Genomic DNA, 24,202 nt, shown 5'->3' on the forward strand with positions numbered 1-24,202 from the left:
TAAGAACCAACAGTTGTTGCCATTGTGAGCACGTAGAAAAAATTATAATTCTTTTATAACCGAACTATATTTTGGTGAGTGACTTTCAGAAAAAAGCTCCGAATTGGGGTTCGGAGCTTTGCTATAAAATAGTATGCAATGTTTTATGCCAGCAGGTGGTCGCTCAAGGCCTGCAGCGTAGCTTGCTTGTCGTCGGTTGAAACCAGCACCGAAATGTTGTGACGGCTTCCTCCGTAAGAAATCATCCGAACCGGAATGCCTTCCAGTGCATTAAATACTTTGGCTGCAAAGCCATGCTCATCGGCAATCAGGTCGCCCACGATACAGATGATGCTTTGGTTTTCGTCAACCTCTACTTCTCCGTATTCTTTCAGTTCACGAACAATGTCGTCCAGTTTGTTGGTGTTGTCGATGGTAACCGAAACCGCGACCTCCGAGGTGGTAACCATATCCACCGGAGTCTTGAAGAACTCGAATATTTCGAACAGGTTTTTCATGAAACCATAGGCCATCAGCATGCGGTACGAACGTACTTTGATGGCTGTGATGCCGTCTTTGGCAGCCACCGCTTTGATGCCGGTGCCACTGGCATCGTGGGTGATCAGTGTGCCGCTGTCCGAGGGGTTCATGGTGTTTTTCAGGCGTACCGGAATGTTTTGAATCTTGGCCGGCAGTACTGTTTGAGGATGTAGGATTTTAGCCCCGAAGTAGGCTAGCTCTGCTGCCTCGTAAAAAGATAGCTGCTCAATCTTTTTGGTGTTTTGCACATAGCGCGGATCATTGTTGTGAAAACCGTCGATGTCGGTCCATATTTGGATCTCATCGGCCGTGATTGCTGCTCCGATCAGCGAAGCCGTATAGTCGGATCCACCCCGTTGCAGGTTGTCCACTTCGCCATCGCTGTTGCGGCAGATAAATCCCTGAGTGATATAGTAGTCTGCATCGCCTGTTGTTTTCAGTGTTTCTTCAATCAGGGGTTTGATGGCGTGCAGGTCGGCAGCCTTTTCGGTGTCAATGCGCATGAAATCGAGTGCCGGAAGGAGCTTGGCGTTGAACTTGTTTTCCTTCATCAACTCGGTGAAAAGAGCTGTCGATATCAGCTCGCCCTGTGCTACAATGGTGCGTTCGCCCAGGTCGTTGAATTCGCCGGCCGTGAATGACTTGATGGTGTCGAAAGCCGTTTTTACCGCTTTTTCTGCGGCCTTTCGGGCGTCGGCTGTTTTATACAACGAGCTGATGACGTTCTCGTAATTTTGTTCAAGTTTAAGAATTCGTACCAGAGCATCGTCCTTGTTGCGTTTTGCCAGGTAATGTGCAATTTCCACCAAGGCATTTGTTGTGCCCGACATGGCCGATAGGACAATCAATTTCTTTTCTCCGTCAGTAATCAGTTTCATTACTGCGTTCATGTTCTCAATGCTTCCAACGGATGTTCCGCCAAACTTTAATACTTTCATCGGTGAATGCTTTTATTTACAGCCCTTGTCCGCAAAGTTTTCAACTTCTTTTTCGTTGCATTGGGACAGGCTGATTTTCAGAGCTCAATTTTTGCTTTTAAATGGAAAGCAAAGATGCAGATTTTATTCTGAAATCTAAATGGATCTACACACGAAGCAGCGGTAATCATCAATTTCTTAAGGAAGGGATTGTTGCGAGGCCTGCCATCGACAGCCGACTGTGTTAACCGTTTTTAGTCCGCTACGTATAAGCTTGCAGAAAACGGCTTTTGCATAGCCTGTTATAGAATATGTTGGCAGAGCCGTAAAATATTTGTTATTTGTAGGAAAACTTTTCGGTGGATGTCCTTTCTTCGTCAGAAGAGTGCAATTAGGGGTGGTTGCACGGACGTCCACCTTTTTTATGAAACTTTCTTCGGGTGATGCGGTTTCCAAACCGCATCGGGGGTGTTTTGAATTGCGATTGAGCTTGAATCAGCAGCCACGAATCACTTTGTAGCAAAGCTGTGTTGGTGAACGTTGTTCCAAACCCGACTGCTTTTTCTATTTCGACTTTTGATCAAGGAGGAACCTTGTCCTACCGGACGGGTTTTCATTTTTGTAGTCCTGCCCGGCCGGTCTGACGGGGACACAAAAACGAAACAAAAAGGTCATGGCTGATTTTTATCTGCAACCGCCATCTGCCGAAAAGCTAAGTTCAACCGGGTGATCTCCGATCCGGCAGCTGCCGGATCGGAGCTTCTCGGGTTCTCTAAGCTTTTCGTTTGATTCCGGCCTTGTATAAAAATAGGCCAACCGGTTCCCAACTTTTTCTCATTGATCGAAACGCCTTCTTTCTTGTTGATGGCCTTTTAGAGCGACAACCCGACAACTTTTGAAAACAACGACAACAGCCTGGTCGAAAAATAGTAAACTTTCATCCCAGTTGGTGATTCCGCGCAATCATACAGGTATTCTGCCTAGAAATTTCCAAAAATAGCGTGTTTCTCCGAGTTGAAATAGATGGTTGAATAAATGTTGAAATTCTCCCGGTTGGTAAAAAGCTTCCGTTCAATATATAAAACAGGATCTCCTTTTTTGATGTTCAGTAGTTTGCCGATTTTAGGATCGGCTTTCAGTGCTTTCAGCTTTTGCTGGCCACCTTTTACCTCAATCTGGTATTGCGTCCGCAGGATCTCGAACAGCGATTTGTTCTCGAAAGTGCGACTTGTAAACCGGGGCAGGTTGATATTGGGGATGTGGTTGATGTCGTAGAAAACCGGTTGCCCGTTTACAATGCGCAGGCGCTCCATATAGATGCAACCAAAATCGCGCTCAACTTCCGAGATCTCGAAATGAAAGGGTTCGGGCCACGACATGATTTCCGGCTTTTGCAATATCTGGGTTTGCAGAAAATCTTTGCCGATGGCAGACGAGGTTCCCGAAATCGACAGGATGCCGATATCCTGCGGTGGTTTGCGAACGATACTTCCTTTTCCCTGCTTTTTCTGGATGAACCCGTCTTGCACCAAGGCTTCCAGTGCATGGCGAACGGTGGGGCGAGTCATGTTGTGCACGGCGCAAAGTTCGTTTTCCGACGGCAATAAACTGCCTTCTTCGTAAACGCCCGAGACAATGTGCTTGCGCAGCGATTCGTATAGTTTCTTGTATTGTGGTAATTTATTCTCAGCCATTCTGTTGTCTTTACAACTTTCCCAAGCTTCAATCTGATTATCGGTTTGTATTAACGTTTCAATAAGAGGTTGAGCCCTTGGGTTTGTGGTGTTTTGTCAAAATTTCAATTCAAAATTAAGAAAAAATATTAAAAGTCAATTTTCAACTTGTATTTACAAGTGGAAAAATATAAGTTTACAATCTGAATCCCGAAAATGACTATGTGATGGATTTGTGGAGGTTATAGTGAGTCGTGGATTCTGAATGTTGTATTTACAAGTTGGTTTTATTGAAGGCCGGTTTGTAAATGCCAACGAACAAGACGAGACTAATTAAACGAAATAAAATTCCACTATGGCTATTCCAGTTATTCTGCCCCGCCAGGGGCAATCTGTCGAGACCTGTATCATCGGCGAATGGTACAAACAGGTGGGTGACGCCGTGAAAAGCGGTGATATCCTTTTCTCCTACGAAACCGATAAAGCATCATTTGAAGAAGAAGCAAAGGAAGATGGCGAGTTGTTGGCCATCTTCTTCGAAGCCGGAGATGAAGTTCCGGTGTTGACCAATGTTGCCGTTTTGGGAACAAAAGGTGAAGCTGTTGACGAGTTTCGCCCGGGAGGCGGAAGCGCACCGGCTGCCGAAGAATCAAAACCTGAAGTTGAAGAGGCTGCGCCTGTTGAGGTGCAGAAAGAAGTTGTGTTGGTTGATAAGCCAGTCGGCGATGTGAAGATTTCGCCTCGGGCGAAAGTGATGGCCGAGAAATTGGGGGTTGCCTACGAACAAATTCAGGGCAGTGGCCCGAACGGCCGTATCATTGCGCAGGATGTCGAAGCCGCAGCTGAAAGCTTCCCGAAGATGACGCCGCTGGCTGCCGAGAAAGCGAAAGCCGAAGGTTTGGAAGCTCCGAAAGAAACAACAGGTTTGGGTGGTCGTGTTGCCGCAGCCGACCTGATGAACTACAACCCGGTTTATGGCGACGACTTCGAAGTGAAAAAGCTACCGAACATTCGCAAGTTGATTGCAAAAGCCATGCACCAGTCGTTACAAAACTCGGCTCAGTTGACGCACCATCTGAGCGCCGATGCCCGCAAGGTGATGGCACTGCGCAAACAATTCAAAAAGAAACTGGAAGCCGGAGAGATCTCTCAAAATATCACGATAAACGACCTGGTTTGCTTTGCAGTTGTTAAAGCATTGAAGAAATTCCCGCAGGTAAACACCCATTTCATTGGCGACAGTATGCGCTGGTTCAAAAAAGTGCATTTGGGCTTGGCGGTTGATACCGAACGTGGCTTGATGGTTCCGGCAGTTAAAAATGCCGACGATCTTTCCATTGAAGGACTTTCGTCTCAGTTGGCATCAGTTGCCGGTGCAGCTCGCAAGGGCAATGTTGATCCGGAGTTGTTGAAGCCGGAAGCGGCAAGTTTCACCGTTTCGAACCTGGGTAATTACGGCGTCGAAATGTTTACGCCGGTCATCAATCTGCCGCAAACGGCTATCCTGGGTGTCTGCACCATTGTTCCCCGCCCGAAAGATTTGGGTGATGGCGTCTATGGTTTTGTACCGATGATGGGCTTGTCGTTGACCTACGATCACCAGGCGCTGGACGGCGGTGAAGCAACGCTGTTCCTGAAAGAGATCAAAGAGCAAATTGAAAATCTGACGATATAAGCCCCCTCCGGCTCCCCCGTGGGGGGAGAGTGAAGAGAGCTCGAAAATAATTAACGAACTGCTGTCTCCATGAACGAAAGCCTCCCCTCCGGGGAGGATAGGAGGGGCTTTTAATTTTAAATCATGAGTACAATATATGATATCGCTATTTTGGGAGGAGGTCCCGCCGGTTATGTTGCTGCCGAACGGGCAGGAGCAAAAGGACTGAGCGTGATCATCTTCGACAAAAGAGCATTGGGTGGTGTTTGCCTGAATGAAGGCTGCATTCCAACCAAGACTTTGCTGAATTCGGCTAAAGTTTTGGAATATGCCCACGAGGCATCAAAATACGGAATCGAGGTCAATGGTGTAGGCTTCGATTTCGGAAAGATCATGGCCCGCAAAGACAAGGTTGTGAAAAAACTGGTGTCGGGCGTGGGCATGAAAATGAAACACGCAAACGCCGAGGTTGTGATGGCCGAGGCTGTAATTAAAGAAAAGCGTGGTGACCTAATTACGATTACTGCCGACGGAAAAGATTACCAGGCCAGCCGTCTGCTGATTTGTACCGGTTCTGAAGCTGCTGTTCCGCCAATTCCGGGATTGGATAAGGAGCTGGTGTTGACAAACCGCGAAATTCTGCAACTGAAAGAATTGCCCAAAAGCCTTGTGATCATCGGAGGTGGTGTGATCGGTACTGAGTTTGCCGATTTTTACAACGCCATGGGAACGAAGGTAACCGTGATCGAGATGTTACCCGAAATCCTGACAGGCGTGGATGAAGAGATTTGTGCCTTTGTGCGCAAAGAATTCACCAAGCGCGGAATCGAGTACCACCTGAATGCCAAAGTAACAGAGCTGAAAGGCAAGGAAGTGATTTTTGAAAAAGATGGCAAAGTGCAGTCGGTGACAGGCGAGCAAGTGCTGTTGTCGGTTGGTCGCCGTCCGAATGTGCAGGGAATCGGACTCGAAAACATTGGCGTTGAGTTTTCACCCCGCGGCGTGAAGATCGACCAGTTTTGTCGCACCAATATTCCGAATGTATACGCTGCCGGCGACATTACCGGATTCTCGCTGTTGGCTCACACGGCCAGTCGCGAAGGGGAAGTTGCCATTAACCATATCTTGGGGCGCAAAGATGTGATGCGCTACAATGCCATTCCCGGTGTTGTGTACACACATCCCGAGATTGCGGGTGTAGGTTTGACCGAATCTGCTGCCAAAGCAAAAGGTATTGAGGTAGAAACCCGCAAATTGCCAATGGCTTATGCCGGGCGTTTCATCGCTGAAAATGAAGGGAAAGACGGCTTCTGTAAGGTTGTCGTTGGTAAGAAATACAAGGATATCCTCGGTGTTCATATCGTTGGTGGAGTCTGCTCCGAAATGATCTGGGGCGCCTGCGCCTTAATCGAAGCCCAGCTCCGTGTTCAGGATGTCGAAGAAATTGTCTTCCCGCACCCAACGGTAAGTGAGATTATCAAAGAAACCATTTTTCAGTAGCCTCCCCCAGCCCCTCCGGTGGAGGGGTGAAAGAAAGGCTCATTCAAATTTAAAATTAACAATAGCTGCTCCGGCAAGTCCCCCTCCGGGGGATTTAGGGGGCTAAAACTAATTAGATATGCCTAAAATTCAATTTATTGATCCGCAAGATGTCAGGAAAGCTGGCGAAGTGACTTTCAAGCCAATTCCTGTTAATCAATACAACAAGACAGTTGAGGAGGAAAAAGCAAACTTCTCGAAAGATGATTTTCTGCGTATTTACCACGACATGGTGGTGATTCGCGAGTTCGAAACCATGTTGAATGAAATCAAAACCAAAGGCGAGTACAATGGTGTGCCTTACAACCACCCTGGCCCGGCTCACTTGTCGATCGGGCAGGAGGCTGCGGCTGTTGGTATGGCTTACACGCTGGGTGTTGAGGATTTCATTTTCGGTTCGCACCGTTCGCATGGTGAGATCCTGGCGAAAGGTTTATCGGCGATTCACAAATTGAACGACGACCAGCTGATGGATGTGATGAACAAGCATTTCGACGGCAAAACTTTTGCGCCGGTGAAAGAGAATTTCAAAGGCACCGTGAAAGAGTTGGCGATCCGCTTCCTGATTTACGGGACGCTGGCCGAGATCTTCGCCCGCGAAACCGGTTTCAATCGAGGTTTGGGTGGCTCTATGCACGCCTTCTTTACACCTTTCGGCGTTTATCCGAACAACGCCATCGTAGGTGGTTCGGGCGATATTGCAGTGGGTGCAGCGCTCTTTAAAAAGGTGAACCGCAAGGATGGCATTGTGGTGGCCAACATCGGTGATGCTTCCATGGCTTGCGGTCCGGTTTGGGAAGGTTTGTCGTTTGCAACCATGGACCAGTTCAACCAGTTGTGGGAAGGCGATATGAAGGGTGGTCTGCCGCTGATCATCAACATCATGAATAACCAGTACGGTATGGGGGGCCAGACTTGTGGGGAAACCATGGGATACAACATTGCTGCGCGTATTGGCGCCGGTCTGAACGACGACCAGTTGCACGCTGAACGCGTAGATGGTTACAACCCGCTGGCGGTGATCGACGCCTACAAACGTAAACGCAAAATCCTGGAAGAAAAGCGCGGCCCTGTTTTGCTGGACGTGCTGACTTACCGTTTCAGCGGTCACTCGCCGTCTGACGCATCGTCTTACCGTTCGAAAGAAGAGGTGGAAGCCTGGCAGGCAGTCGATTCAATTTTGTGGTTTGGCGCCGAATTGGTGAAAGCCGGAATTGCCACCGAAGATGAATTGAATGGTACCCGCTCGGCAACAACCGACCTGATTACCTGGGGTGTGAAACTGGCGATTGATCCGGTCATTTCACCTTTGATGGATATGGAAAAATACCCGGAACTGATTGGTGACATGATGTTCTCGGACGAGTCGGTTGATGCGATGGAAGATCGCCCGGTTGAGGTGAATCACCCCATGGCCGAAAACCCGCGGGTGAAGCAGCTGCAAACGAAAGAGCGTTTTGCCTTCGATAAGGATGGCAAGCCTTTCTCTAAAATCAAACAATATGGTTTGCGCGATGGTATTTTCGAAGCCATTGTCGACCGTTTCTATAAAGATCCGACCCTGGTGGCTTACGGTGAAGAAAACCGTGACTGGGGTGGTGCATTTGCGGTGTATCGCGGCCTGACTGAGGCGCTGCCATATCACCGCCTGTTCAACTCGCCGATTGCTGAAGCATCCATTATCGGTACTGCTATTGGTTATGCCATGTGCGGTGGGCGTGTGATTCCCGAAATCATGTATTGCGACTTCCTGGGCCGTTGCGGCGACGAGGTGTTCAACCAGTTGCCGAAGTGGCAGGCCATGAGTGGTAATGTGATTAAAATGCCGGTGGTGGTGCGTGTTTCGGTTGGTTCTAAATACGGCGCTCAGCACTCGCAGGACTGGACAGCCCTGGCGGCTCATATTCCGGGCCTGAAAGTGTGTTTCCCGGTTACACCGTATGATGCCAAAGGCTTGATGAACTCGGCACTGCAGGGAACCGACCCAGTTATCTTCTTCGAAAGTCAACGTATTTACGATATTGGTGAGCAGTTTCACGAAGGTGGTGTGCCCGAAGGATACTACGAAATTCCGTTCGGCGAGCCGGATGTGAAGCGCAAAGGTTCGGATGTGACCATCCTGACCATTGGTGCAACGCTGTACCGTGCGCTGGAAGCTGCCGACATTCTGCAGGAAAAATATGGCCTAAGTGCCGAAGTGATCGATGCCCGTTCGTTAGTACCGTTTAACTACGAGCCGGTGATCGAGTCGCTGAAGAAGACCGGTCGCCTGGTGATTTCCGGCGATGCATCGGCCCGCGGATCGTTCATGCGCGATTTGGCCTCGAACATCACCGAGCTGGCCTTCGACGAGCTGGATGGCCCGCCGGTAGTCGTTGGCTCGCGCAACTGGATCACACCTGCTTATGAGCTGGAGAACTCCTTCTTCCCGCAAGCCGACTGGATCATCGATGCCATTCACGAAAAAATTGTTCCGTTGAAAGGGCACGTGGTGAAAAGCAACTTCACCGCGCCCGAACAAATCCGGCGTAGCAAGTTGGGCGTTTAGTTGATAGTTGATTGATCGAAATTGAGGGTTTCACTCGGAGTGAAGCCCTCAATCCATTTAGAACGGCGCAGTAGCCGCAGGGATCGGAACAATGACCGTTTCATCGGAAACAACGACTGCTCCGTCGCCCCCGCTGGCCGGCGAGCCAAACAGGAATGGAAATCGCGTTGCTGGCTGCCGGTTGAGTCAAGCACCGATGGAAATTGGCTCCCGAATGGTCGGTCGGGGCAAGCACGCATGGAAAATGCTTCCCGAACGGTCGGTGGAGGCAAGCACGGATGGAAATTGCTTCCCGAACCGCCGGTGGAGGCAAACACGCATGGAAACGACCTCTCAAAAAGAACAAGCTGTTTCCATTTGTTCATGATTGGCTCTTTCGGACCTAATGTCCACTATTTTATGCTGATAAACACCGCTACCGCGCGAATCCCTTCGCGTGATTTAGTCTATTCCTCCAGACTATTATGCAATTGTGCGTTACACTAGGCTATTGCTTAAGTCTCGTTGGGGTCGACCCCAATTTCTCAAGCATCTCGAGAAATTTCGTTTTGCCAATCTTTCCAACGGCGTAATCGAGTACGTTTCCTTTGGGATCGGTGAAAATTGTGATCGGCGTGCCGCCAATGTTATAGCGCTTGACTAGCTCTTGCGAATTGGGAGCATCAACATCAATCATGATTGGTACAACTTGCGAATTGATGGCCTTCATGACTTCCTTATCTGCAAAAACTTCACGCTTCATGATTCGGCAGGGTACACACCACTTCCCCGTGAAAAACAGCAGCATGTTTTTGCCCGAATCGTTGGCTAGCTTTTGTGCTTCGACCATGTCGTCAGCCCAGACGACATCATTCGAAGGTACATAAAACGAATACCAGGCATAGCCTAAGGAGGCGACCAGGAAAGTCAACCAAAACCATCGCCAAAATGGGTGAGACTTCTTTTTCATAGCCGTGGTCGCAGAATTCGTGGGAGAATTGTCTGTTTGTTTCATCGAGCATCATTTTCATATAAATATAACGAATTTGAAACAAAACCTCGCTCGGCCGGGGGACTCGAAGTTCGCTGGAGATAGGGGGGGCGGATCTATAATCCGAGAAAATCGTGCGCTATTTCGCAGGTGTTTCAGCCGGTTGGTCGTCCGGCAACGAAGCGTGCAGTTGCGGCGTTGCTGGTTGTTCATCTCCAAACGGAATGGCCTGCAAGCGGGTCATCAGCGAATCTTTCAGCTGGGTGTATTGCGGCATCAGCGCTTCTTTTACGGGTTCAACAGGCGGCGCTTTCACTTTCAGCGGGTCCATGGCCGATCCGTTTTTAAACACGCGAAAGTCGAGGTGTGGCCCTGTTGCCAGTCCGGTTTTACCGACGTAGCCGATTACTTGCCCCTGGCGGATTCGCACTCCGGGGGCAATGCCTTTGGCAAAGTTGTGCAGGTGCATGTAGCAGGTGGTGTAAACCGAATTGTGCTTGATGTAGACGTAGTTGCCGCCACCGCGTGCCTGGTAGCCCTTGCGGGTTACAACGCCATCGCCAATGCTCTGAACCGGAGTTCCGGTTGGTGCGGCATAGTCGATCCCCAGGTGCGGGCGACGGATTTTGAGCACCGGGTGCAAGCGGCTGCGCGAAAAGCGGGAACTGATGCGCGAGAACTTCAGTGGTGCTTTCAGGAACGCTTTCTTCAGGCTTTTCCCCTGGTCGTCGTAAAAGCTGGTGATGCTGTCCTGCTCAAACTGAAAGGCATAAAAATCCTCGTTTTGATGTTGAAACTGGCAGGCATAAATGGCATTGATGCCCACAGGGATGCTGTCGACATAGTTTTCTTCGTAAATCAACCGGAATTTGTCGCCCTTCTGGATGCCGAAAAAGTCGATGGTCCAGGCATAAATCTCCGACAGCTCGATGGCCAGCACCGGGTTCATGTCGTTATCCTTAAGGGCATTCCAAAGCGATGAGTTGATCACGCCCGAAGCGGTCTTTATCTTCCGGCTGATGGGTTTTTCGCCTTTGTAGATGTTCAGACTGTCGGTCAACTGAAAAACCACATATTCAATGGGGTCGGCCTCGTAGATCCAGTATTTTGCTTCGCTTGTGCTGTCGGGTGTGCAGAAAAAGAAATAGTTATTGCCCTGCTTTATTTTGCGCACATCGAAAATGGTTTTCGATTTTTGGGCGATCTCTGCAATGGTTTGATACGATACCCCATACGGAAGCAGGATGTCCGACAAGTTTTGGTTGCGCTTGATGGTTCCGGCGTCAATCTGAAAGGAATCCACCGGAAGACCGAATTTGAAAACCGGCTCGGGAACCACAACTTCTTCGGCTTCGGGCTGGGGAGCTGGTGTGTCGGTTTTTCCTTTTTGGATAAAAATCCAAATGACCAATGCGACTGCTGCTACTACAAAAACTCCTTCAACCCAATACTTCTTCATACTAAAATTTGATCTTTTCGAACCCGTTGCCATAAACCCCCATGACACTACCCATGGAGATAAAAGCATCCGGGTCAATTTCTTTTAATTTCCGGAATATCATACTCGATTCGCGTTTGCGAACCACCGTCATGATGATTTTTACATCTTCTTTCGAATACCAACCGGTGCCGTCGAGCACAGTAACACCCCGGTGGGCATTTTGGTTGATATAATCGGCGACTTCTGTAAATTTCTTCGAAAATATAAAAATTTGAGCAGAAGCGTTGGCTCCGCTTAAAAAAGCATCGATAGCATAGGAAACCACCCACATGTTCACGTAGCCGTACACCAACTTGGCCGGCGAGTTGAAAATGAAGTAGCTGGAGCCGATGATGATCACATCGCAGTACATAATGATACGGCCCGGGCTGATGTTGCGGTATTTGTTAATAATCATGGCAATGATGTCGGTTCCGCCGGTACTGCCGCCGCGCGTAAAAACCAAGCCAATGCCAACTCCGCCGAGCATACCACCCAATACCGACGATAGGAAGATGTCGTCGATCAGCGGTTCTTTAATCAGGCCCGGGGTGACCCAAAACAGCACGGTGGCAACGGTCATGCTCCAGATGGTTTTGATGCCGAAGCTGGCGCCCAGCATCTTGATGGCTACCAGAATCAGGAAAACATTGATGATGAAATAGGAAATTGCCATGGGGAAACCGGTGCTGTACAAGAGAAGCGCCGACAAACCACTAATGCCGCCGCCGGTAATCTCGGCAGGAATCAAAAACAAAGTCCATCCAACGACATACAAACTCATCCCCATCGTAATGATGAAATAGTCGTACAATAAGATTCTTAGTTTCTGTTTGCGTTCTTCAGTCATCGCCTTTAAATGTTAACTTTTTTCGGGTTTGCGTGTGTCTTTTAAATTGGGCGCAAAAGAAGAATATCTAAGCTGAAAAAATCCTGTTAAAAGTCAGGACTTCTAAAAATTTCGATAAAGTTTATATTCGCTTCAAGCGCTTGGTTGCCAGCGTATCATTGGGGTGGCTAAAAGGTTGATATCTGTCAGGTTTTGCTCGTACTTGCGGCAAGTTGCGGGTGTGGGCCATGGTTGGAGCGATCAGCGCCGTATCTACCAATAACATTGAATGCTTTACAGAAGCGAGAAATGCCGAAGCCGCGGCTTTTTTCTGAAAGTCTTACTCCGCAGAGGTGCTAAGGCGCAATATCAACAACTGGTTTTGATAAGATGTAGACCGACAACCCGACAACTGTTGAAAACAACGACAACAGCCTGGTTGAAAATCCTAAACTTTCATTCCTGTTGGTGATTCCCCGGAATCATGTTTTTTTTTGTTTAGTTCAATCGCCTAAACCGTTCGTGCTGCTTGTGCGTTTCAATTAGCAAAGCCCCCGAATAGCAGAGGTACGATGAAAATACTATTAACCGGAGCAACCGGCTATATTGGCAAGAGACTTTTACCGGTTCTGGTGGAGCAGGGCCACGAGGTGGTGTGTTGTGTCCGCGATCGCAACCGTTTCAATCCGCCGGGCTCACTGCTTCCGAAAATTGAGGTGATTGAAAATGACCTGACGCGCAAAGAGACGCTTGCGAACATTCCCGACGACATTGAGGCGGCTTATTATTTGGTGCACTCCATGTCGGCAAGCCGCGAGTTCGATGATCTGGAAAAGCTTTCGGCCGTCAATTTCAGGGAAGCAATGGAACACACCCGAGTGCGTCAGCTGATTTATTTGAGTGGAATTGTGAATGCGGACGTTTTGTCGCGTCATCTGCAATCGCGGAAGTCGGTTGAGCAGGAGTTGGCGCGTGGCCCTTATGTGCTGACGACTTTGCGTGCCGGAATTATTATTGGCTCGGGGAGTGCTTCCTTCGAAATTATTCGCGATTTGGTGGAAAAACTACCGCTGATGGTGGCGCCCAAGTGGTTGAACATCCGCTGTCAGCCCATTGCTATCCGCGATGTTATTCGTTTTTTAACCGGTGTTTTAGGGCAGGAAAAGCGTTGCGCCGGCTGTTTCGACATTGCCGGCAACGATGTGCTCAGCTACAAGGAAATGCTGCTCACCTTTGCTGAGGTTCGCGGATTAAGACGCCGGATTTTGATTGTTCCGGTGATGACACCCCGCCTGTCGTCCTATTGGCTGTACTTTGTTACCTCCACTTCGTACAAGCTGGCCGTTGCCCTGGTCGACAGCATGAAGGTGGAGGTTGTTGCGCGCGACAGGCGGCTGGCCGATCTGCTGGGCATTCAGCCGTTGTCGTATCGGGAGGCCATTGTGAAGGCTTTCGAAAAGATTGAGCAGAATGAAATTGTGTCCAGCTGGAAAGACTCCACCATCAGTGGGCGCTTAAACTATCGGATTTCCGATTTCATTCACCTGCCGCAGTATGGTTGCCTGCGCGATGTCAGGCGCCGCAAGCTGGGCGACCGCGCAAGGTGCATTGAGCGGATCTGGCGTATTGGCGGAGAAACGGGCTGGTATCACGGCGACTGGTTGTGGCGACTTCGTGGTTTCTGGGATAAGCTTTTTCACGGCGTGGGTCTTAGGCGTGGACGAACAAGCGTTGACCGTCTTCAGGCCGGGGATACGCTCGACTTTTGGCGCGTGTTGTATGCCAATCGCCACGAAGGGCGCTTGTTGTTGCTGGCCGAGATGCGTTTACCCGGCGAAGCCTGGCTCGAGTTTCGCATTGATGGCGATGAGCTGGTGCAGACGGCGACCTTCCGTCCCCGGGGCCTCTCCGGACGACTGTACTGGGCGTTGGTTTATCCTTTTCATGGCTATATTTTCAGCGGATTAATCCGAAAACTTACCGAATAAGAGCCGCAATAGAAAAGGCCTCACCGTAGTGAAGCCTTTCTGTCTGAAATTCGTTGTTGAGATCGTATTATCCGGTAAGTCGACAATCGATGGCTTAATGGTTGTGTTTGTAAACCGTTCCGGGATATGCTTCGAGCGCTTTCTCCAGAATGATCAGCGCTTTGGCCAGATCTTTTTTCTTTAGCACGTAGGCAATACGTACTTCGTTGGTGCCATAGCCCGGGGTGGTGTAGAAGCCCGTTGCCGGAGCCATAAAAATGGTCTCGCCTTCGTAATTGAACTCTTCGAGCAGCCAGGCGCAAAATTTATCCGAGTCGTCAACCGGAAGTTGGGCAACGGTGTAAAACGCTCCCATGGGAATGGGCGAGTACACACCATCAATGCGGTTTAGGCCGTCAATCAAAAACTTGCGGCGCTCAACATATTCGTTGTACGAGGCCATCAGGTAGTTGTCGGTTTCTTCCAGAGAAGCTTCGGCGGCAATTTGGCCGATCAATGGCGGACTCAGGCGAGCCTGGCAAAACTTCATCACGTTGCGGCGCACCTCTGCGTTTTTCGAAATCAGCGCTCCGATGCGGATGCCGCATTCGCTGTAGCGTTTCGATACCGAGTCGATCAGGATGACGTTCTGCTCAATACCTTCCAGGTGAAAGGCTGAGATGTAAGGCGCACCGGTGTAACAAAATTCGCGGTAAACCTCGTCGGAAAACAAATACAGGTCGTACTTTTTCACCAAGTCGCGGATGGCATTCATCTCCGATTGGGTGTACAGGTAACCTGTCGGGTTATTGGGGTTGCAGATCATGATCCCCTTGGTTTTGGGGCTGATCAGTTTCTCAAATTCTTCGATCGGAGGTAAGGCGAAACCTTCTTCAATTTTCGAGGGAATTGATTTGATGACTGCTCCGGCAACAATGGCGAACGCTTCGTAGTTGGCATAAGCCGGTTCAGGAACAATAATTTCATCTCCCGGATCCAGGCACGACATAAAGGCAAAGGTAACAGCCTCGCTACCGCCGGCGGTCACAATGATGTCTTCAACATCGACATTGATTTTGAATTTATGATAATAGGCAGCCAGCTTTTGGCGAAGCGATAAAATTCCTTCACTTGGGCTGTACTCCAGTATTTTTCGGTCAATGCTCCGAATCGCATCCAACGCTCGCTGAGGAGTGGGAAGGTCAGGTTGACCAATGTTTAAGTGATACACATGTATTCCTCGTTGCTTGGCTTGGTTAGCCAGGGGAACCAACTTCCTGATCGGTGAATCAGGCATTTTATTTCCCCGAATCGACGTTGTAGGCATATTATTCTTAAGTATTTATCAAGGAGGGCAAATATACAATTATCAAATTTAAATTGAAATCAGTCGGTCGCGACAAATTTGAAATTGTAAAAGATTTAATTCTTCGGAATTATTAGCGTCAATTGCCCGGTTGCCGTATCTTCTAAAAAGGGGCGGTAAGTGTTGGTACGGACTGCGCATTTTTTTGCGTTTTGTCATGTTTTACACGTTGCTAATGTCCTAAATTTGAAGGAGGATTATTAAAAAAGGATGCGATATGATTATTGGAGTACCTAAAGAAATTAAGAATAACGAGAACCGGGTGGCTTTAACACCCGCAGGCGTTGCCGAGTTAATCAAAAACGGGCATAAAGTGTATGTACAGGAAACTGCCGGTACCGGGAGCGGATTTGCCGACGAAGCCTACCTGGCCGTTGGCGCGCAAATGTTACCGACAATTGAGCAGGTATACGCAATTGCCGAGATGATTATCAAAGTAAAAGAACCGATCGAACCTGAATATAATTTGATCAGGAAAGGGCAGATCTTGTACACCTATTTTCATTTTGCCTCGTGCGAACCGCTTCTGAAAGCGATGATGGAGCGTGAAGCTGTTTGCTTGGCTTATGAAACCGTTGAGCTCGACGATCACTCCTTGCCGTTGTTGGTGCCCATGTCGGAGGTCGCCGGTCGGATGTCGATTCAGGAAGGTGCAAAATACCTGGAGAAAACCTACGGTGGTTACGGGGTTTTGCTGGGGGGTGTAGCAGGTGTTCCGCCGGCCAAAGTGCTGATTATCGGCGGTGGTATTGTTGGTACCGAGGCGGCCAAAATGGCTGCCGGCTTGGGAGCCGATACAACCATTATGGATGTCAACCTGAAACGCTTGCGTTACCTCGACGACATAATGCCGGCTAATGTGAAAACCATGATGAGTAACGAATATAACATTCGCGAGATGGTTCAAACACACGATGTCATCATTGGTGCCGTGTTGATTCCGGGAGCTAAAGCACCGAAGTTAGTTACACGTGATATGCTTTGCAGTATGCGTCCCGGAACCGTGTTGGTTGATGTGGCCGTTGACCAGGGCGGTTGTTTCGAAACAACCAAACCTACAACGCACGATGCCCCCACTTATGTGATCGACGATGTGATTCACTATTCGGTTGCAAATATGCCCGGAGCTGTACCGCGTACTTCAACCCTGGCCTTGACAAACGCTACTCTGCCGTATGCCATTCAGCTAGCCAACAAAGGTTGGCAGAAAGCTTGTAAAGATAGTGTCCCCCTGAAAAAAGGGCTGAACGTGGTTGCCGGGGAAATTGTATATCCCGGCGTTGCCGAAGCTTTCGATATGGCGTTAGCTGATGTGGATACCTTCTTGTAATTGATACGATTTATGACTTGGAGAGCCTCGCCGTTTGGGTGGGGCTTTTTGTTTGGCCGGCGATAGCGGATGTTAGAGATGCGGATGTTTTCGCAATAAAACTTAGAAGTGAACATTCGCCCGAGATTCGCGACGGTAAATAGATGGTTGTGTTGTACAAGCACCATAAAAGTTGCTATCTTGTACTAAGTCTATGAACACACTTTGGAATATTAACAATACGCTCGAGAGTTACCAGCAGCTGATCGATTTGTACAATCAGCATAAAGAGGATCGGTTTGAGGATATCCACCTGGAGCTACGAAATTGGTTTGCCGCCAACATGAGTGCTGCGCTAGGCGCTATATTAGATCGTTTTCAGCAAAATATGAATAGCATCAATTTCGATTACATTAAGCCTGACACCGAGGCAATTCTGTTGAAAAATGATTTCCTGGCTTATTTTGGTTATCCGCATAGGCTAGATAGTTATCACACCACGATTCGTTTCTTAAAACTAAAGCCCACCGACGGGAAATACTTTAATAACTATGTGGTCGAAGAGTTGCTGGGGAGGACTGAGTTACCGGAGATGTCGGATTTGGTGAAAGATAAAGTTGCGGAAGCGATCTATGAGATTTTTGTCAATGCACAGATTCACAGTGAAACGGATTCCATTTATACTTGCGGTCAGTTTTTCCCGGCCAAAAGTAAGATCGAGTTTACGATTGTTGATACCGGAATTGGATTTAAGGAGAAAGTCAATCGTCGGTTTGGGACGAATCTGACAGCAACGCAGGCTATCAAATGGGCAACACAAGATAAGAACACCACAAAAGTTGGAGTTTCGGGAGGTATTGGCCTGGCTTTGTTAAAGGAATTTGTACGAAAGAACAAAGGGAAAATGCAGATTGTCAGTAATGACGGCTTTTATGAGTATTCGCGGGTAGGCGAACAAACTTCATTGTTTAATGGTTGTTTTCCAGGGACAATTGTAAATTTGCAGTTCCGAACAGACGACAGTAGTTCGTATGTGATGCGAACTGAATTAAGTGCAGACGACATATTTTAACGACATGGAAAGAACAAAATTGAATATTGTAAACATTGTAGGTAGTCCCTTTTGCGTTGAAGCAAATGACGGGCAAAAGGTTTACGAGTTGATCCGCAAAGCCTTTCAAGAGAAAAGAAAGGTTGTCCTTTCGTTTTTGAATGTTGATATGCTCACCACTGCTTTTCTTAACACTGCTGTTGGTCAGTTGTACAAGGATTATCCCGAACAAGAGGTAAAAGAGAATCTGTCGGTTGAAAATATGACGCAAAGTGGCTTGGTTTCTCTGAAGCGGGTTGTTGATACGGCAAAACTGTATTACAAAGATCCTGAGGCAATGGAACGGAGTATAAAAGACATTTTAGATGATTAATTATGGCCGGGCGTTATTCTCTATCACGGGTTAATTCAATTTCCGGTCGTCCGGTATTTTTTGACGCCAATGTTTTAATTTACATCTTTTGGCCCACAGGTCTTTATCGCTGGGAGTCAAATTATTCTGCAGTTTTTGGACAATTACTACGTCAAAGTAATGAGTTATACGTCGATTTTCTGGTTATTTCGGAAGTTATCAACCGAATACATCGTGTGGAATATGAAAAGTATTTAGCGATTAGTGGTGCTAATAAAGCAACATTAAACTACAAAGCATACAGGGATTCTGAGGAAGGAGAGCGTGCTCTTGCTGATATCTATCTTATTGTGGAAACCAGTATTCTAAGTTGTTTTACGGTTGTAGGTAAGATGTTCACCGAAGCAGATATTTTGTCGTTTTTAAAAGTAGAGCAATTGGATATTATGGATAAGGCCATCTTATCTATTTGCCAAGAGAATAGCTTTGTTCTTTGTACGAACGACCGCGATTATAAATCTTCGGATATTGATATCTTAACATCAAATCCAGCAATTCTCAATCACGCATAAGTTGTATTCGTAAGATCGGTTATTCTTCAATTCGCCCATCGCGCATACGAATAATCCGGTCGGACTGGCGGGCAAAGTTTTCGTCGTGGGTAACAATGACCAGTGTTTGATTAAATTCGTCGCGTAGTTTGAAGAATAAATCGTGCAGGTCGTCGCGGTTTTTGCTGTCGAGGTTACCCGATGGCTCGTCGGCCATGATTACCGCGGGTTTATTGATCAGCGCCCGCGCAACAGCCACACGCTGGCGTTCACCACCTGAGAGTTCCGAGGGTTTGTGGGTGAGTCGTTGTGAAAGCCCCAAAAAGTCGAGTAATTCTTTGGCGCGCTCTTCGGTTTCTTTTTTCCCTTTTTTGGCAATAAGGGCAGGCAAACAGACATTCTCCAAGGCATTAAACTCGGGGAGCAGGTAGTGAAACTGAAACACGAAGCCGATTTCCCGGTTGCGGAAGGCGGCCAGTTGTTTTTCGCCTAATTTGAAAACCGATTCATCTTTTATCAGCAGTTCACCCGAGTCGGGATTGCTTAATGTTCCCAGAATCTGGAGCAGCGTTGTTTTTCCGGCACCGCTGGGGCCAACAATTGAGTAGAGCTTGCCGGTAGGGATTTCCAGGTCAATGCCTTTGAGTACCTGTAAGTCGCCAAATGTTTTCGTGATGTTTTTTGCGTAAATCAAGGGCTGATGTGTTTGTTTGCCTAAAGATAGTTAAAGCAAAATAATTTCGCGCGCTAAATAGGCGATGTAAAGAGCAAGCAGGATCACTCCGGTTACCCAGTTTATTTTCCATCGTTTTATCAGCAGTAACACGGCAAAGGCGATTAAGGAGGCAAACAAAATTAATGATGAGCCCGTGAGATTTTGTCCGCCGGCAGGAATCCCCTCGCCGCTTGCCAGAATGGCAATCAGGAAAGGTAGGCCCAGCCCCACCAGGATGTCGAAAATGTTGGAGCCAATGGCATTGCTGATTGCCATGTCGCCTCGTCCTTGTTTGGCCACAATCAACGATGATATTAAATCCGGAATCGAGGTTCCGGCAGCTAAAACGGTCAGGGCGATAATGGTCTCGGGGATGTTCAGGGTATGTGAAATATGGATGGCTGCTTCAACCAGTACCCAGCTCATTCCGGCAATCAGTACGATGGAGATGAAAAAGATCCAGTAGTAATGTTCCGGCTTTGGAAAACAAAAGCTTAGCATACGGTCGATCAGGTTTGGCTTTTCATCTTCGTCCTCCTTGTTATCGGCGTCTTTGCCATTGTCGGTATACGGGAGCCAGCGTCGCCACCGTACAACGGCAAATACATAAATCGCGTACAAGGCGAGGAACAATAGCGAGTCGATCAGGCTAAAGTTACCATCGATAATTCCCCACAGAAGCAGTACTACGGCAATGAAATAAAAGGCAATGTCGCGAATCATGGGTTGCCAGGTGAGCGAGGATTTGCGCACCAGGGCAACAATACCGCCAATGGCCAGCAGGTTAAACAGGGCACTGCCAACAATGCTGCCAATACCAATAGCATCGTGATCGCCGGGTTTTATAACAGCAAAAAGCGCTACAAACAACTCGGGAGCGCTGGAACCCACGGCCATTAAGGTTGCGCCTGCCGCGTCCGACGACAATTTCCAATCGTGCGAAATGCGGTCGAGGGAAACCACAAAAAATTTATCGACGATGCTGGCCAGCAGCACAAAGCATAGCAGCATGGCTACGGTGTATAAAATCAGACTAATCATGGATGGGCTTATTTTTTATCGATATCCTCTTCAATTGTTTGGCTGAGCTTTTCGCCTCGTTCTCTCATGTTGGTGGATACCTCCTGGATGTCGTCGGATATTCGGGAGGTTTCCTGTTTTACCGTCGACTGAATATCCTGCACGTTGCGTTTGAAATCGCTGGTGTTGCTTTCCAGCTCGCGTTGAATTTCGTTTGTTGCTTTTTTGAATTCGCGCAATCCCTTACCCAGTGTTTTAGCAATGTCGGGGATCGCTTTCGATCCGAAAAATAAAAGGGCAACCAGAAAAACAACGACAATTTCGCCGCCGCTAATAAATAACAATGAAGTGGTCATGCATCAAAATTTTAGGCAAATATACAAACAGTTTTACGACTTCCTTGGTTTGATCCGGAGCAATCGATATTCTGCTTTATGAGTTCGTGAGTGCTTAAGTTCATACCTCCTTAAAGCTGAATGTCCATAGCTTCATCTGTTCTTCAATTTATCAGTTCTTAGCGCTCCGGTCGGTTTATTGTCTTGTTTGAAGATCAGGAAGTGCTACTCATCCGCAGAGGTGCACCGACTGTAACAAACGAAAAAGCCCCCGGGGGTACCGGAGGCTTTCAGTATGTTGCAGATTGCTGGGAATTACTTCACAGCTTTCTTTTCTTTCGATTTTTCAACACGTTGGTAAGTATCGTATACCACCGGTGTTGCCACAAAAATAGAGGAGTAAGTACCGACCGCAACACCAATCAACAGGGCGAATGTGAAGCCTTGGATTGAAGTACCACCAAACAGGAAGATGGCCAGGATTACCACGAATGTACTTAACGAAGTACTGAAGGTCCGGCGAAGCGTTGAGTTCATGGCTTCGTTCATATTCACTTCCTCAGAACGTTTCGGGTGAATTTGGAAGAACTCACGGATGCGGTCGAACACTACCACGGTATCGTTAATGGAGTAACCCACAACCGTCAGGATTGCGGCGATGAATGCCTGGTCAATTTCCAGTGAGAATGGCAGGAAGCCATGCAGCAGTGAGAAGAAACCAAGGGTGATGATGGTATCGTGCGCCAGAGCGATCAGGGCACCCAAGCCAAACTGCCAGTTGCGGAAACGAAGCAGGATGTACAGGAAGATGATCAACAGTGAGAAGCCGATTGCAATCAAAGCGTCTTTCTTGATGTCATCGGAGATAGTCGGACCAACTTTCTGTGAGCTCATGCGGTATTCCGAGTCAAACTGAGCCATGTTAACATTGCTCTCGATGAAACCACCTTGTTGCAGACCTTTCAACATCAACTCATCAACTTCTTCGTCAACTTCAGTCGATAATTCGTCGATTTTGTATTCGGTGGTGATTTTTACCTGGTTGTTGCCACCAAAGGTTTTCACTTCAGGAGCTTCGCCGTAAACAGCCGCCAGGGCTTTACCAACTTCGGCTACTTTCACGTCTTCATCGAAACGAACAACATAAGTACGTCCCCCTTTGAAGTCGATACCGTAGTTGAAGCCTCGTGTAAAGATTGACAGCAGCGAGATTACGATTAAAATACCTGAAATGATGTAAGCGATTTTCCGTTTTTCCAGGAATTTAATCTTCGCGTTACGTAACCAGTTGTCGGTCATTTTCGAGGTGAAGGTGATGTTCTTACCTTTTGTTAATTGACGTTCGAAGGTTAAGCGAGTCAGGAAGATGGCTGAGAACAACGAGGTGAAGATACCGATAATCAGAGTTGTTGCGAAACCTTTGATCGGACCTGAACCGAACAGGTACAGCACGATACCGGTTAGCAAGGTTGTAACCTGGCCGTCGATGATTGCCGAGTAGGCGTTTTTATAACCGTCGGTGATGGCCAGTTTTAAGCCTTTACCCGATTTGATTTCTTCCTGGATCCGTTCGTAAATCAGCACGTTGGCATCCACCGACATACCAATTGTCAATACGATACCGGCAATACCGGGCAATGTTAATACCGCACCAATTGAGGCCAGTACCCCGATGATGAAGAACAAGTTGGCGATCAGCGCGATGTTGGCGGCCAAACCGGCTTTTTTGCTGTAAAAGAACAACATATAAGCCAATACCAGCGCAAAGGCAATTACAAACGACCACAAGCCGCTGTTAATGGCTTCCTGACCCAATGAAGGTCCAACGATTTCTTCCTGGATAATGTGCGCCGGAGCCGGCATTTTACCCGATTTCAGAATGTTTGCCAAGTCTTTTGCTTCTTCCACCGATTCCAGTCCGGTGATGCTTGAGCGACCGCCGGTAATTTCGCCGTTTACGGTCGGGTAGGAGCGTACAAATCCATCCAGTACGATAGCAATTGATTTACCCACGTTATCTTTAGTCATACGAGCCCATGTTTTCGCGCCTTCGCTGTTCATGGTCATCGATACTTCGGGGCGGCTGCCAAACTGTTCGTAGTCCTGACGGGCATCAACAATCACGTCGCCATCCAGTGGAGCGCGGCCGTCGCGGCCTGTTACTTTAATCGCGATTAAGCGGAAATAGTTGCCACCCTCGTCAATCGGTTTGGAAGTCCACATAAATTTCATGCTTCGTGGAATGACCGACTTCACTTGAGGCATATTCAAATAGGCATCAACGGCTGCCGTGTCTTTAAAGTGCGCTGTACCGGCAATTGGTCCGGGGTACATCTGTCCGTCGGGCGTTGTTGCAGGTTGCAGCACGGCAAACAGTGGATATTGTTTTTTGAAGTCAGCCATTTGGTCAACTGCAGCCGAGTCGGCCGAGCTTTCCATTTCCTGCAGAAGGCTGTTGTCGGTAGCTTCCGCAGTTTCAGCATCTGTTGCTGCGGCTTCGGTTTTCGCCGTGTCTCCATCCAGCGACTGAACTTCTTTGACGATTTCGTTGATTTGCATCAACACCGGGTAGATTTCGTTGTTGCGGTTGTCGTAAGTTTCCCAGAACTCCAGTTTGGCAGTTCCTTGCAACAACTTACGCACACGCTCGGGATTGTCAACACCCGGCAATTCAACCAGGATACGTCCCGGCGTTTGCAGTTTCTGGATGTTGGGCTGAGCAACACCAAAACGGTCGATACGTGAACGGATAATCTGGAAGGCATTGTCAATTGCCGCATTGGTTTCGGTGCGGATTACCTTCATCACGTCAGCGTTTGATGACGTGGTTTTCACTTTGTCCTTCAACTCCCAGGTACTGAAGATTGCTGCCAGTTGTGCATTCGGGTCAATATCCTCGAAGGCCTTGCCGAACAGGGTCACGAAATCTTCCTGGCTATTGCGTTGCATGGCTTTGGCACGCGCCAGCGCTGCATTGAAGGTGGTGTCGCTGCTGTAGTTTGACAACGACTTGATCAGGTCGGCCACGGAAACCTCGAGGGTTACGTTCATCCCGCCTTTCAGGTCAAGACCCAGGTTCATTTCAAGCGCTTTTACATCCTTGTAGGTGTAGTGTTTTAAGCCCAGAAAGTTGTAAACGGTTGTGCCGGAAACAGAGTCGAGGTAAACGAGTTCCTTCATGTTGTCTCCCTGTGCATACTCGCGGGCATCCTTTTCGACCTTGCGGGCGACATAGGTAAAAGCAAGCTGGTAGGCACAAACCAGAGCCAGTAAAATGGCAAAAATTCTGATTAATCCTTTGTTTTGCATTTGTTGTAAATTTAAAATCTATCGTTTTTAAAATGAATTTTCGTCGAGATGTGAAAAAGGCGTAATTCTCCCAAGCCTGAATTGAGGCGGCAGGGAAA

General features: G+C 48.1%; 18 protein-coding genes. 8 read left to right on the forward strand and 10 right to left on the reverse strand.

The features are described from left to right. Positions 1 to 143 precede the first annotated feature (143 nt). Both C8N47_RS08060 and C8N47_RS08065 read right to left on the reverse strand, forming a co-directional pair. Entirely contained in the window at positions 144 to 1,457 is a 1,314-nt protein-coding gene (locus C8N47_RS08060; RefSeq protein WP_107822042.1) for an aspartate kinase, read from the reverse strand. Positions 1,458 to 2,416: 959 nt separating this feature from the next. Continuing rightward, the gene (locus C8N47_RS08065; protein WP_107822043.1) at positions 2,417 to 3,130 is read right to left on the reverse strand and encodes a GntR family transcriptional regulator; all 714 of its coding nucleotides are present in this window, start codon (positions 3,128 to 3,130) and stop codon (positions 2,417 to 2,419) included. Positions 3,131 to 3,464: 334 nt separating this feature from the next. Between C8N47_RS08065 and C8N47_RS08070 the strand changes: the two genes are divergently transcribed. From C8N47_RS08070 to C8N47_RS08080, 3 genes are all read left to right on the forward strand, one after another. After that, positions 3,465 to 4,784, forward strand: coding sequence for a dihydrolipoamide acetyltransferase family protein (locus C8N47_RS08070; RefSeq protein WP_107822044.1), 1,320 nt, complete (start codon positions 3,465 to 3,467; stop codon positions 4,782 to 4,784). A gap of 123 nt (positions 4,785 to 4,907) precedes the next feature. Beyond that, entirely contained in the window at positions 4,908 to 6,263 is a 1,356-nt protein-coding gene (lpdA, locus tag C8N47_RS08075; protein WP_107822045.1) for a dihydrolipoyl dehydrogenase, read from the forward strand. A gap of 118 nt (positions 6,264 to 6,381) precedes the next feature. Beyond that, the gene (locus tag C8N47_RS08080) at positions 6,382 to 8,850 is read left to right on the forward strand and encodes an alpha-ketoacid dehydrogenase subunit alpha/beta (RefSeq protein WP_107822046.1); all 2,469 of its coding nucleotides are present in this window, start codon (positions 6,382 to 6,384) and stop codon (positions 8,848 to 8,850) included. Between the two features lie 487 nt (positions 8,851 to 9,337). On the opposite strand, the gene C8N47_RS08090 is transcribed toward C8N47_RS08080, so the two are convergent. The 3 genes from C8N47_RS08090 to C8N47_RS08100 form a co-directional block, all read right to left on the reverse strand. Beyond that, positions 9,338 to 9,844, reverse strand: coding sequence for a thioredoxin family protein (locus tag C8N47_RS08090; protein ID WP_107822048.1), 507 nt, complete (start codon positions 9,842 to 9,844; stop codon positions 9,338 to 9,340). Positions 9,845 to 9,959: 115 nt separating this feature from the next. Continuing rightward, a complete protein-coding gene (locus C8N47_RS08095) occupies positions 9,960 to 11,279 on the reverse strand; it encodes a M23 family metallopeptidase (protein ID WP_107822049.1) in 1,320 nt (439 codons plus the stop codon). A 1-nt stretch (position 11,280) separates the two neighbouring features. Next, positions 11,281 to 12,150, reverse strand: coding sequence for a YitT family protein (locus C8N47_RS08100; protein WP_107822050.1), 870 nt, complete (start codon positions 12,148 to 12,150; stop codon positions 11,281 to 11,283). Positions 12,151 to 12,701: 551 nt separating this feature from the next. Here C8N47_RS08100 and C8N47_RS08105 point away from each other — a divergent pair. Then, entirely contained in the window at positions 12,702 to 14,117 is a 1,416-nt protein-coding gene (locus C8N47_RS08105) for an SDR family oxidoreductase (RefSeq protein WP_107822051.1), read from the forward strand. Positions 14,118 to 14,211: 94 nt separating this feature from the next. Here the strand turns inward: C8N47_RS08105 and C8N47_RS08110 are convergent, their stop codons facing one another. After that, positions 14,212 to 15,423, reverse strand: coding sequence for a pyridoxal phosphate-dependent aminotransferase (locus C8N47_RS08110; protein ID WP_107822052.1), 1,212 nt, complete (start codon positions 15,421 to 15,423; stop codon positions 14,212 to 14,214). Positions 15,424 to 15,679: 256 nt separating this feature from the next. Here C8N47_RS08110 and ald point away from each other — a divergent pair, with 256 nt between their 5' ends. The 4 genes from ald to C8N47_RS08130 all read left to right on the forward strand — a co-directional run bounded on the left by ald (position 15,680) and on the right by C8N47_RS08130 (position 18,746). Continuing rightward, complete coding sequence (gene ald, locus C8N47_RS08115) at positions 15,680 to 16,792, forward strand: alanine dehydrogenase (RefSeq protein ID WP_107822053.1); 1,113 nt, start codon at positions 15,680 to 15,682, stop codon at positions 16,790 to 16,792. 193 nt (positions 16,793 to 16,985) lie between these two features. After that, positions 16,986 to 17,843 (forward strand): ATP-binding protein, encoded by an 858-nt coding sequence (locus C8N47_RS08120; RefSeq protein ID WP_107822054.1) that lies wholly within the window; start codon positions 16,986 to 16,988, stop codon positions 17,841 to 17,843. A 4-nt stretch (positions 17,844 to 17,847) separates the two neighbouring features. Then, positions 17,848 to 18,195 (forward strand): STAS-like domain-containing protein, encoded by a 348-nt coding sequence (locus C8N47_RS08125; RefSeq protein ID WP_107822055.1) that lies wholly within the window; start codon positions 17,848 to 17,850, stop codon positions 18,193 to 18,195. 2 nt (positions 18,196 to 18,197) lie between these two features. After that, complete coding sequence (locus tag C8N47_RS08130; protein ID WP_107822056.1) at positions 18,198 to 18,746, forward strand: PIN domain-containing protein; 549 nt, start codon at positions 18,198 to 18,200, stop codon at positions 18,744 to 18,746. Between the two features lie 19 nt (positions 18,747 to 18,765). On the opposite strand, the gene C8N47_RS08135 is transcribed toward C8N47_RS08130, so the two are convergent. The 4 genes from C8N47_RS08135 to secDF form a co-directional block, all read right to left on the reverse strand. Then, positions 18,766 to 19,419 (reverse strand): ABC transporter ATP-binding protein, encoded by a 654-nt coding sequence (locus C8N47_RS08135; RefSeq protein ID WP_107822057.1) that lies wholly within the window; start codon positions 19,417 to 19,419, stop codon positions 18,766 to 18,768. A 30-nt stretch (positions 19,420 to 19,449) separates the two neighbouring features. Beyond that, complete coding sequence (locus C8N47_RS08140) at positions 19,450 to 20,481, reverse strand: calcium/sodium antiporter (protein ID WP_107822058.1); 1,032 nt, start codon at positions 20,479 to 20,481, stop codon at positions 19,450 to 19,452. 8 nt (positions 20,482 to 20,489) lie between these two features. Next, complete coding sequence (locus tag C8N47_RS08145) at positions 20,490 to 20,816, reverse strand: twin-arginine translocase TatA/TatE family subunit (protein WP_107822059.1); 327 nt, start codon at positions 20,814 to 20,816, stop codon at positions 20,490 to 20,492. A gap of 294 nt (positions 20,817 to 21,110) precedes the next feature. After that, positions 21,111 to 24,104: a protein translocase subunit SecDF gene (secDF, locus tag C8N47_RS08150; RefSeq protein WP_107822060.1), complete on the reverse strand. Its 2,994-nt coding sequence runs from the start codon at positions 24,102 to 24,104 to the stop codon at positions 21,111 to 21,113. Between the last annotated feature and the right edge of the window lie 98 nt (positions 24,105 to 24,202).

Source organism: Mangrovibacterium marinum, from assembly GCF_003046625.1.
GTDB lineage: Bacteria > Bacteroidota > Bacteroidia > Bacteroidales > Prolixibacteraceae > Mangrovibacterium > Mangrovibacterium marinum.

Bases quoted from the DNA above. Each gene is read 5' to 3' on its own strand.
- C8N47_RS08130 (WP_107822056.1), top strand. From the start codon at position 18,198: ATGGCCGGGCGTTATTCTCTATCACGGGTTAATTCAATTTCCGGTCGT.
- C8N47_RS08090 (WP_107822048.1), bottom strand. From the start codon at position 9,844: ATGAAACAAACAGACAATTCTCCCACGAATTCTGCGACCACGGCTATG.
- C8N47_RS08120 (WP_107822054.1), top strand. From the start codon at position 16,986: ATGAACACACTTTGGAATATTAACAATACGCTCGAGAGTTACCAGCAG.
- C8N47_RS08110 (WP_107822052.1), bottom strand. From the start codon at position 15,423: ATGCCTACAACGTCGATTCGGGGAAATAAAATGCCTGATTCACCGATC.
- C8N47_RS08095 (WP_107822049.1), bottom strand. From the start codon at position 11,279: ATGAAGAAGTATTGGGTTGAAGGAGTTTTTGTAGTAGCAGCAGTCGCA.
- secDF (WP_107822060.1), bottom strand. From the start codon at position 24,104: ATGCAAAACAAAGGATTAATCAGAATTTTTGCCATTTTACTGGCTCTG.
- C8N47_RS08080 (WP_107822046.1), top strand. From the start codon at position 6,382: ATGCCTAAAATTCAATTTATTGATCCGCAAGATGTCAGGAAAGCTGGC.
- lpdA (WP_107822045.1), top strand. From the start codon at position 4,908: ATGAGTACAATATATGATATCGCTATTTTGGGAGGAGGTCCCGCCGGT.
- C8N47_RS08070 (WP_107822044.1), top strand. From the start codon at position 3,465: ATGGCTATTCCAGTTATTCTGCCCCGCCAGGGGCAATCTGTCGAGACC.
- C8N47_RS08145 (WP_107822059.1), bottom strand. From the start codon at position 20,816: ATGACCACTTCATTGTTATTTATTAGCGGCGGCGAAATTGTCGTTGTT.
- C8N47_RS08125 (WP_107822055.1), top strand. From the start codon at position 17,848: ATGGAAAGAACAAAATTGAATATTGTAAACATTGTAGGTAGTCCCTTT.
- ald (WP_107822053.1), top strand. From the start codon at position 15,680: ATGATTATTGGAGTACCTAAAGAAATTAAGAATAACGAGAACCGGGTG.
- C8N47_RS08105 (WP_107822051.1), top strand. From the start codon at position 12,702: ATGAAAATACTATTAACCGGAGCAACCGGCTATATTGGCAAGAGACTT.
- C8N47_RS08140 (WP_107822058.1), bottom strand. From the start codon at position 20,481: ATGATTAGTCTGATTTTATACACCGTAGCCATGCTGCTATGCTTTGTG.
- C8N47_RS08100 (WP_107822050.1), bottom strand. From the start codon at position 12,150: ATGACTGAAGAACGCAAACAGAAACTAAGAATCTTATTGTACGACTAT.
- C8N47_RS08065 (WP_107822043.1), bottom strand. From the start codon at position 3,130: ATGGCTGAGAATAAATTACCACAATACAAGAAACTATACGAATCGCTG.
- C8N47_RS08060 (WP_107822042.1), bottom strand. From the start codon at position 1,457: ATGAAAGTATTAAAGTTTGGCGGAACATCCGTTGGAAGCATTGAGAAC.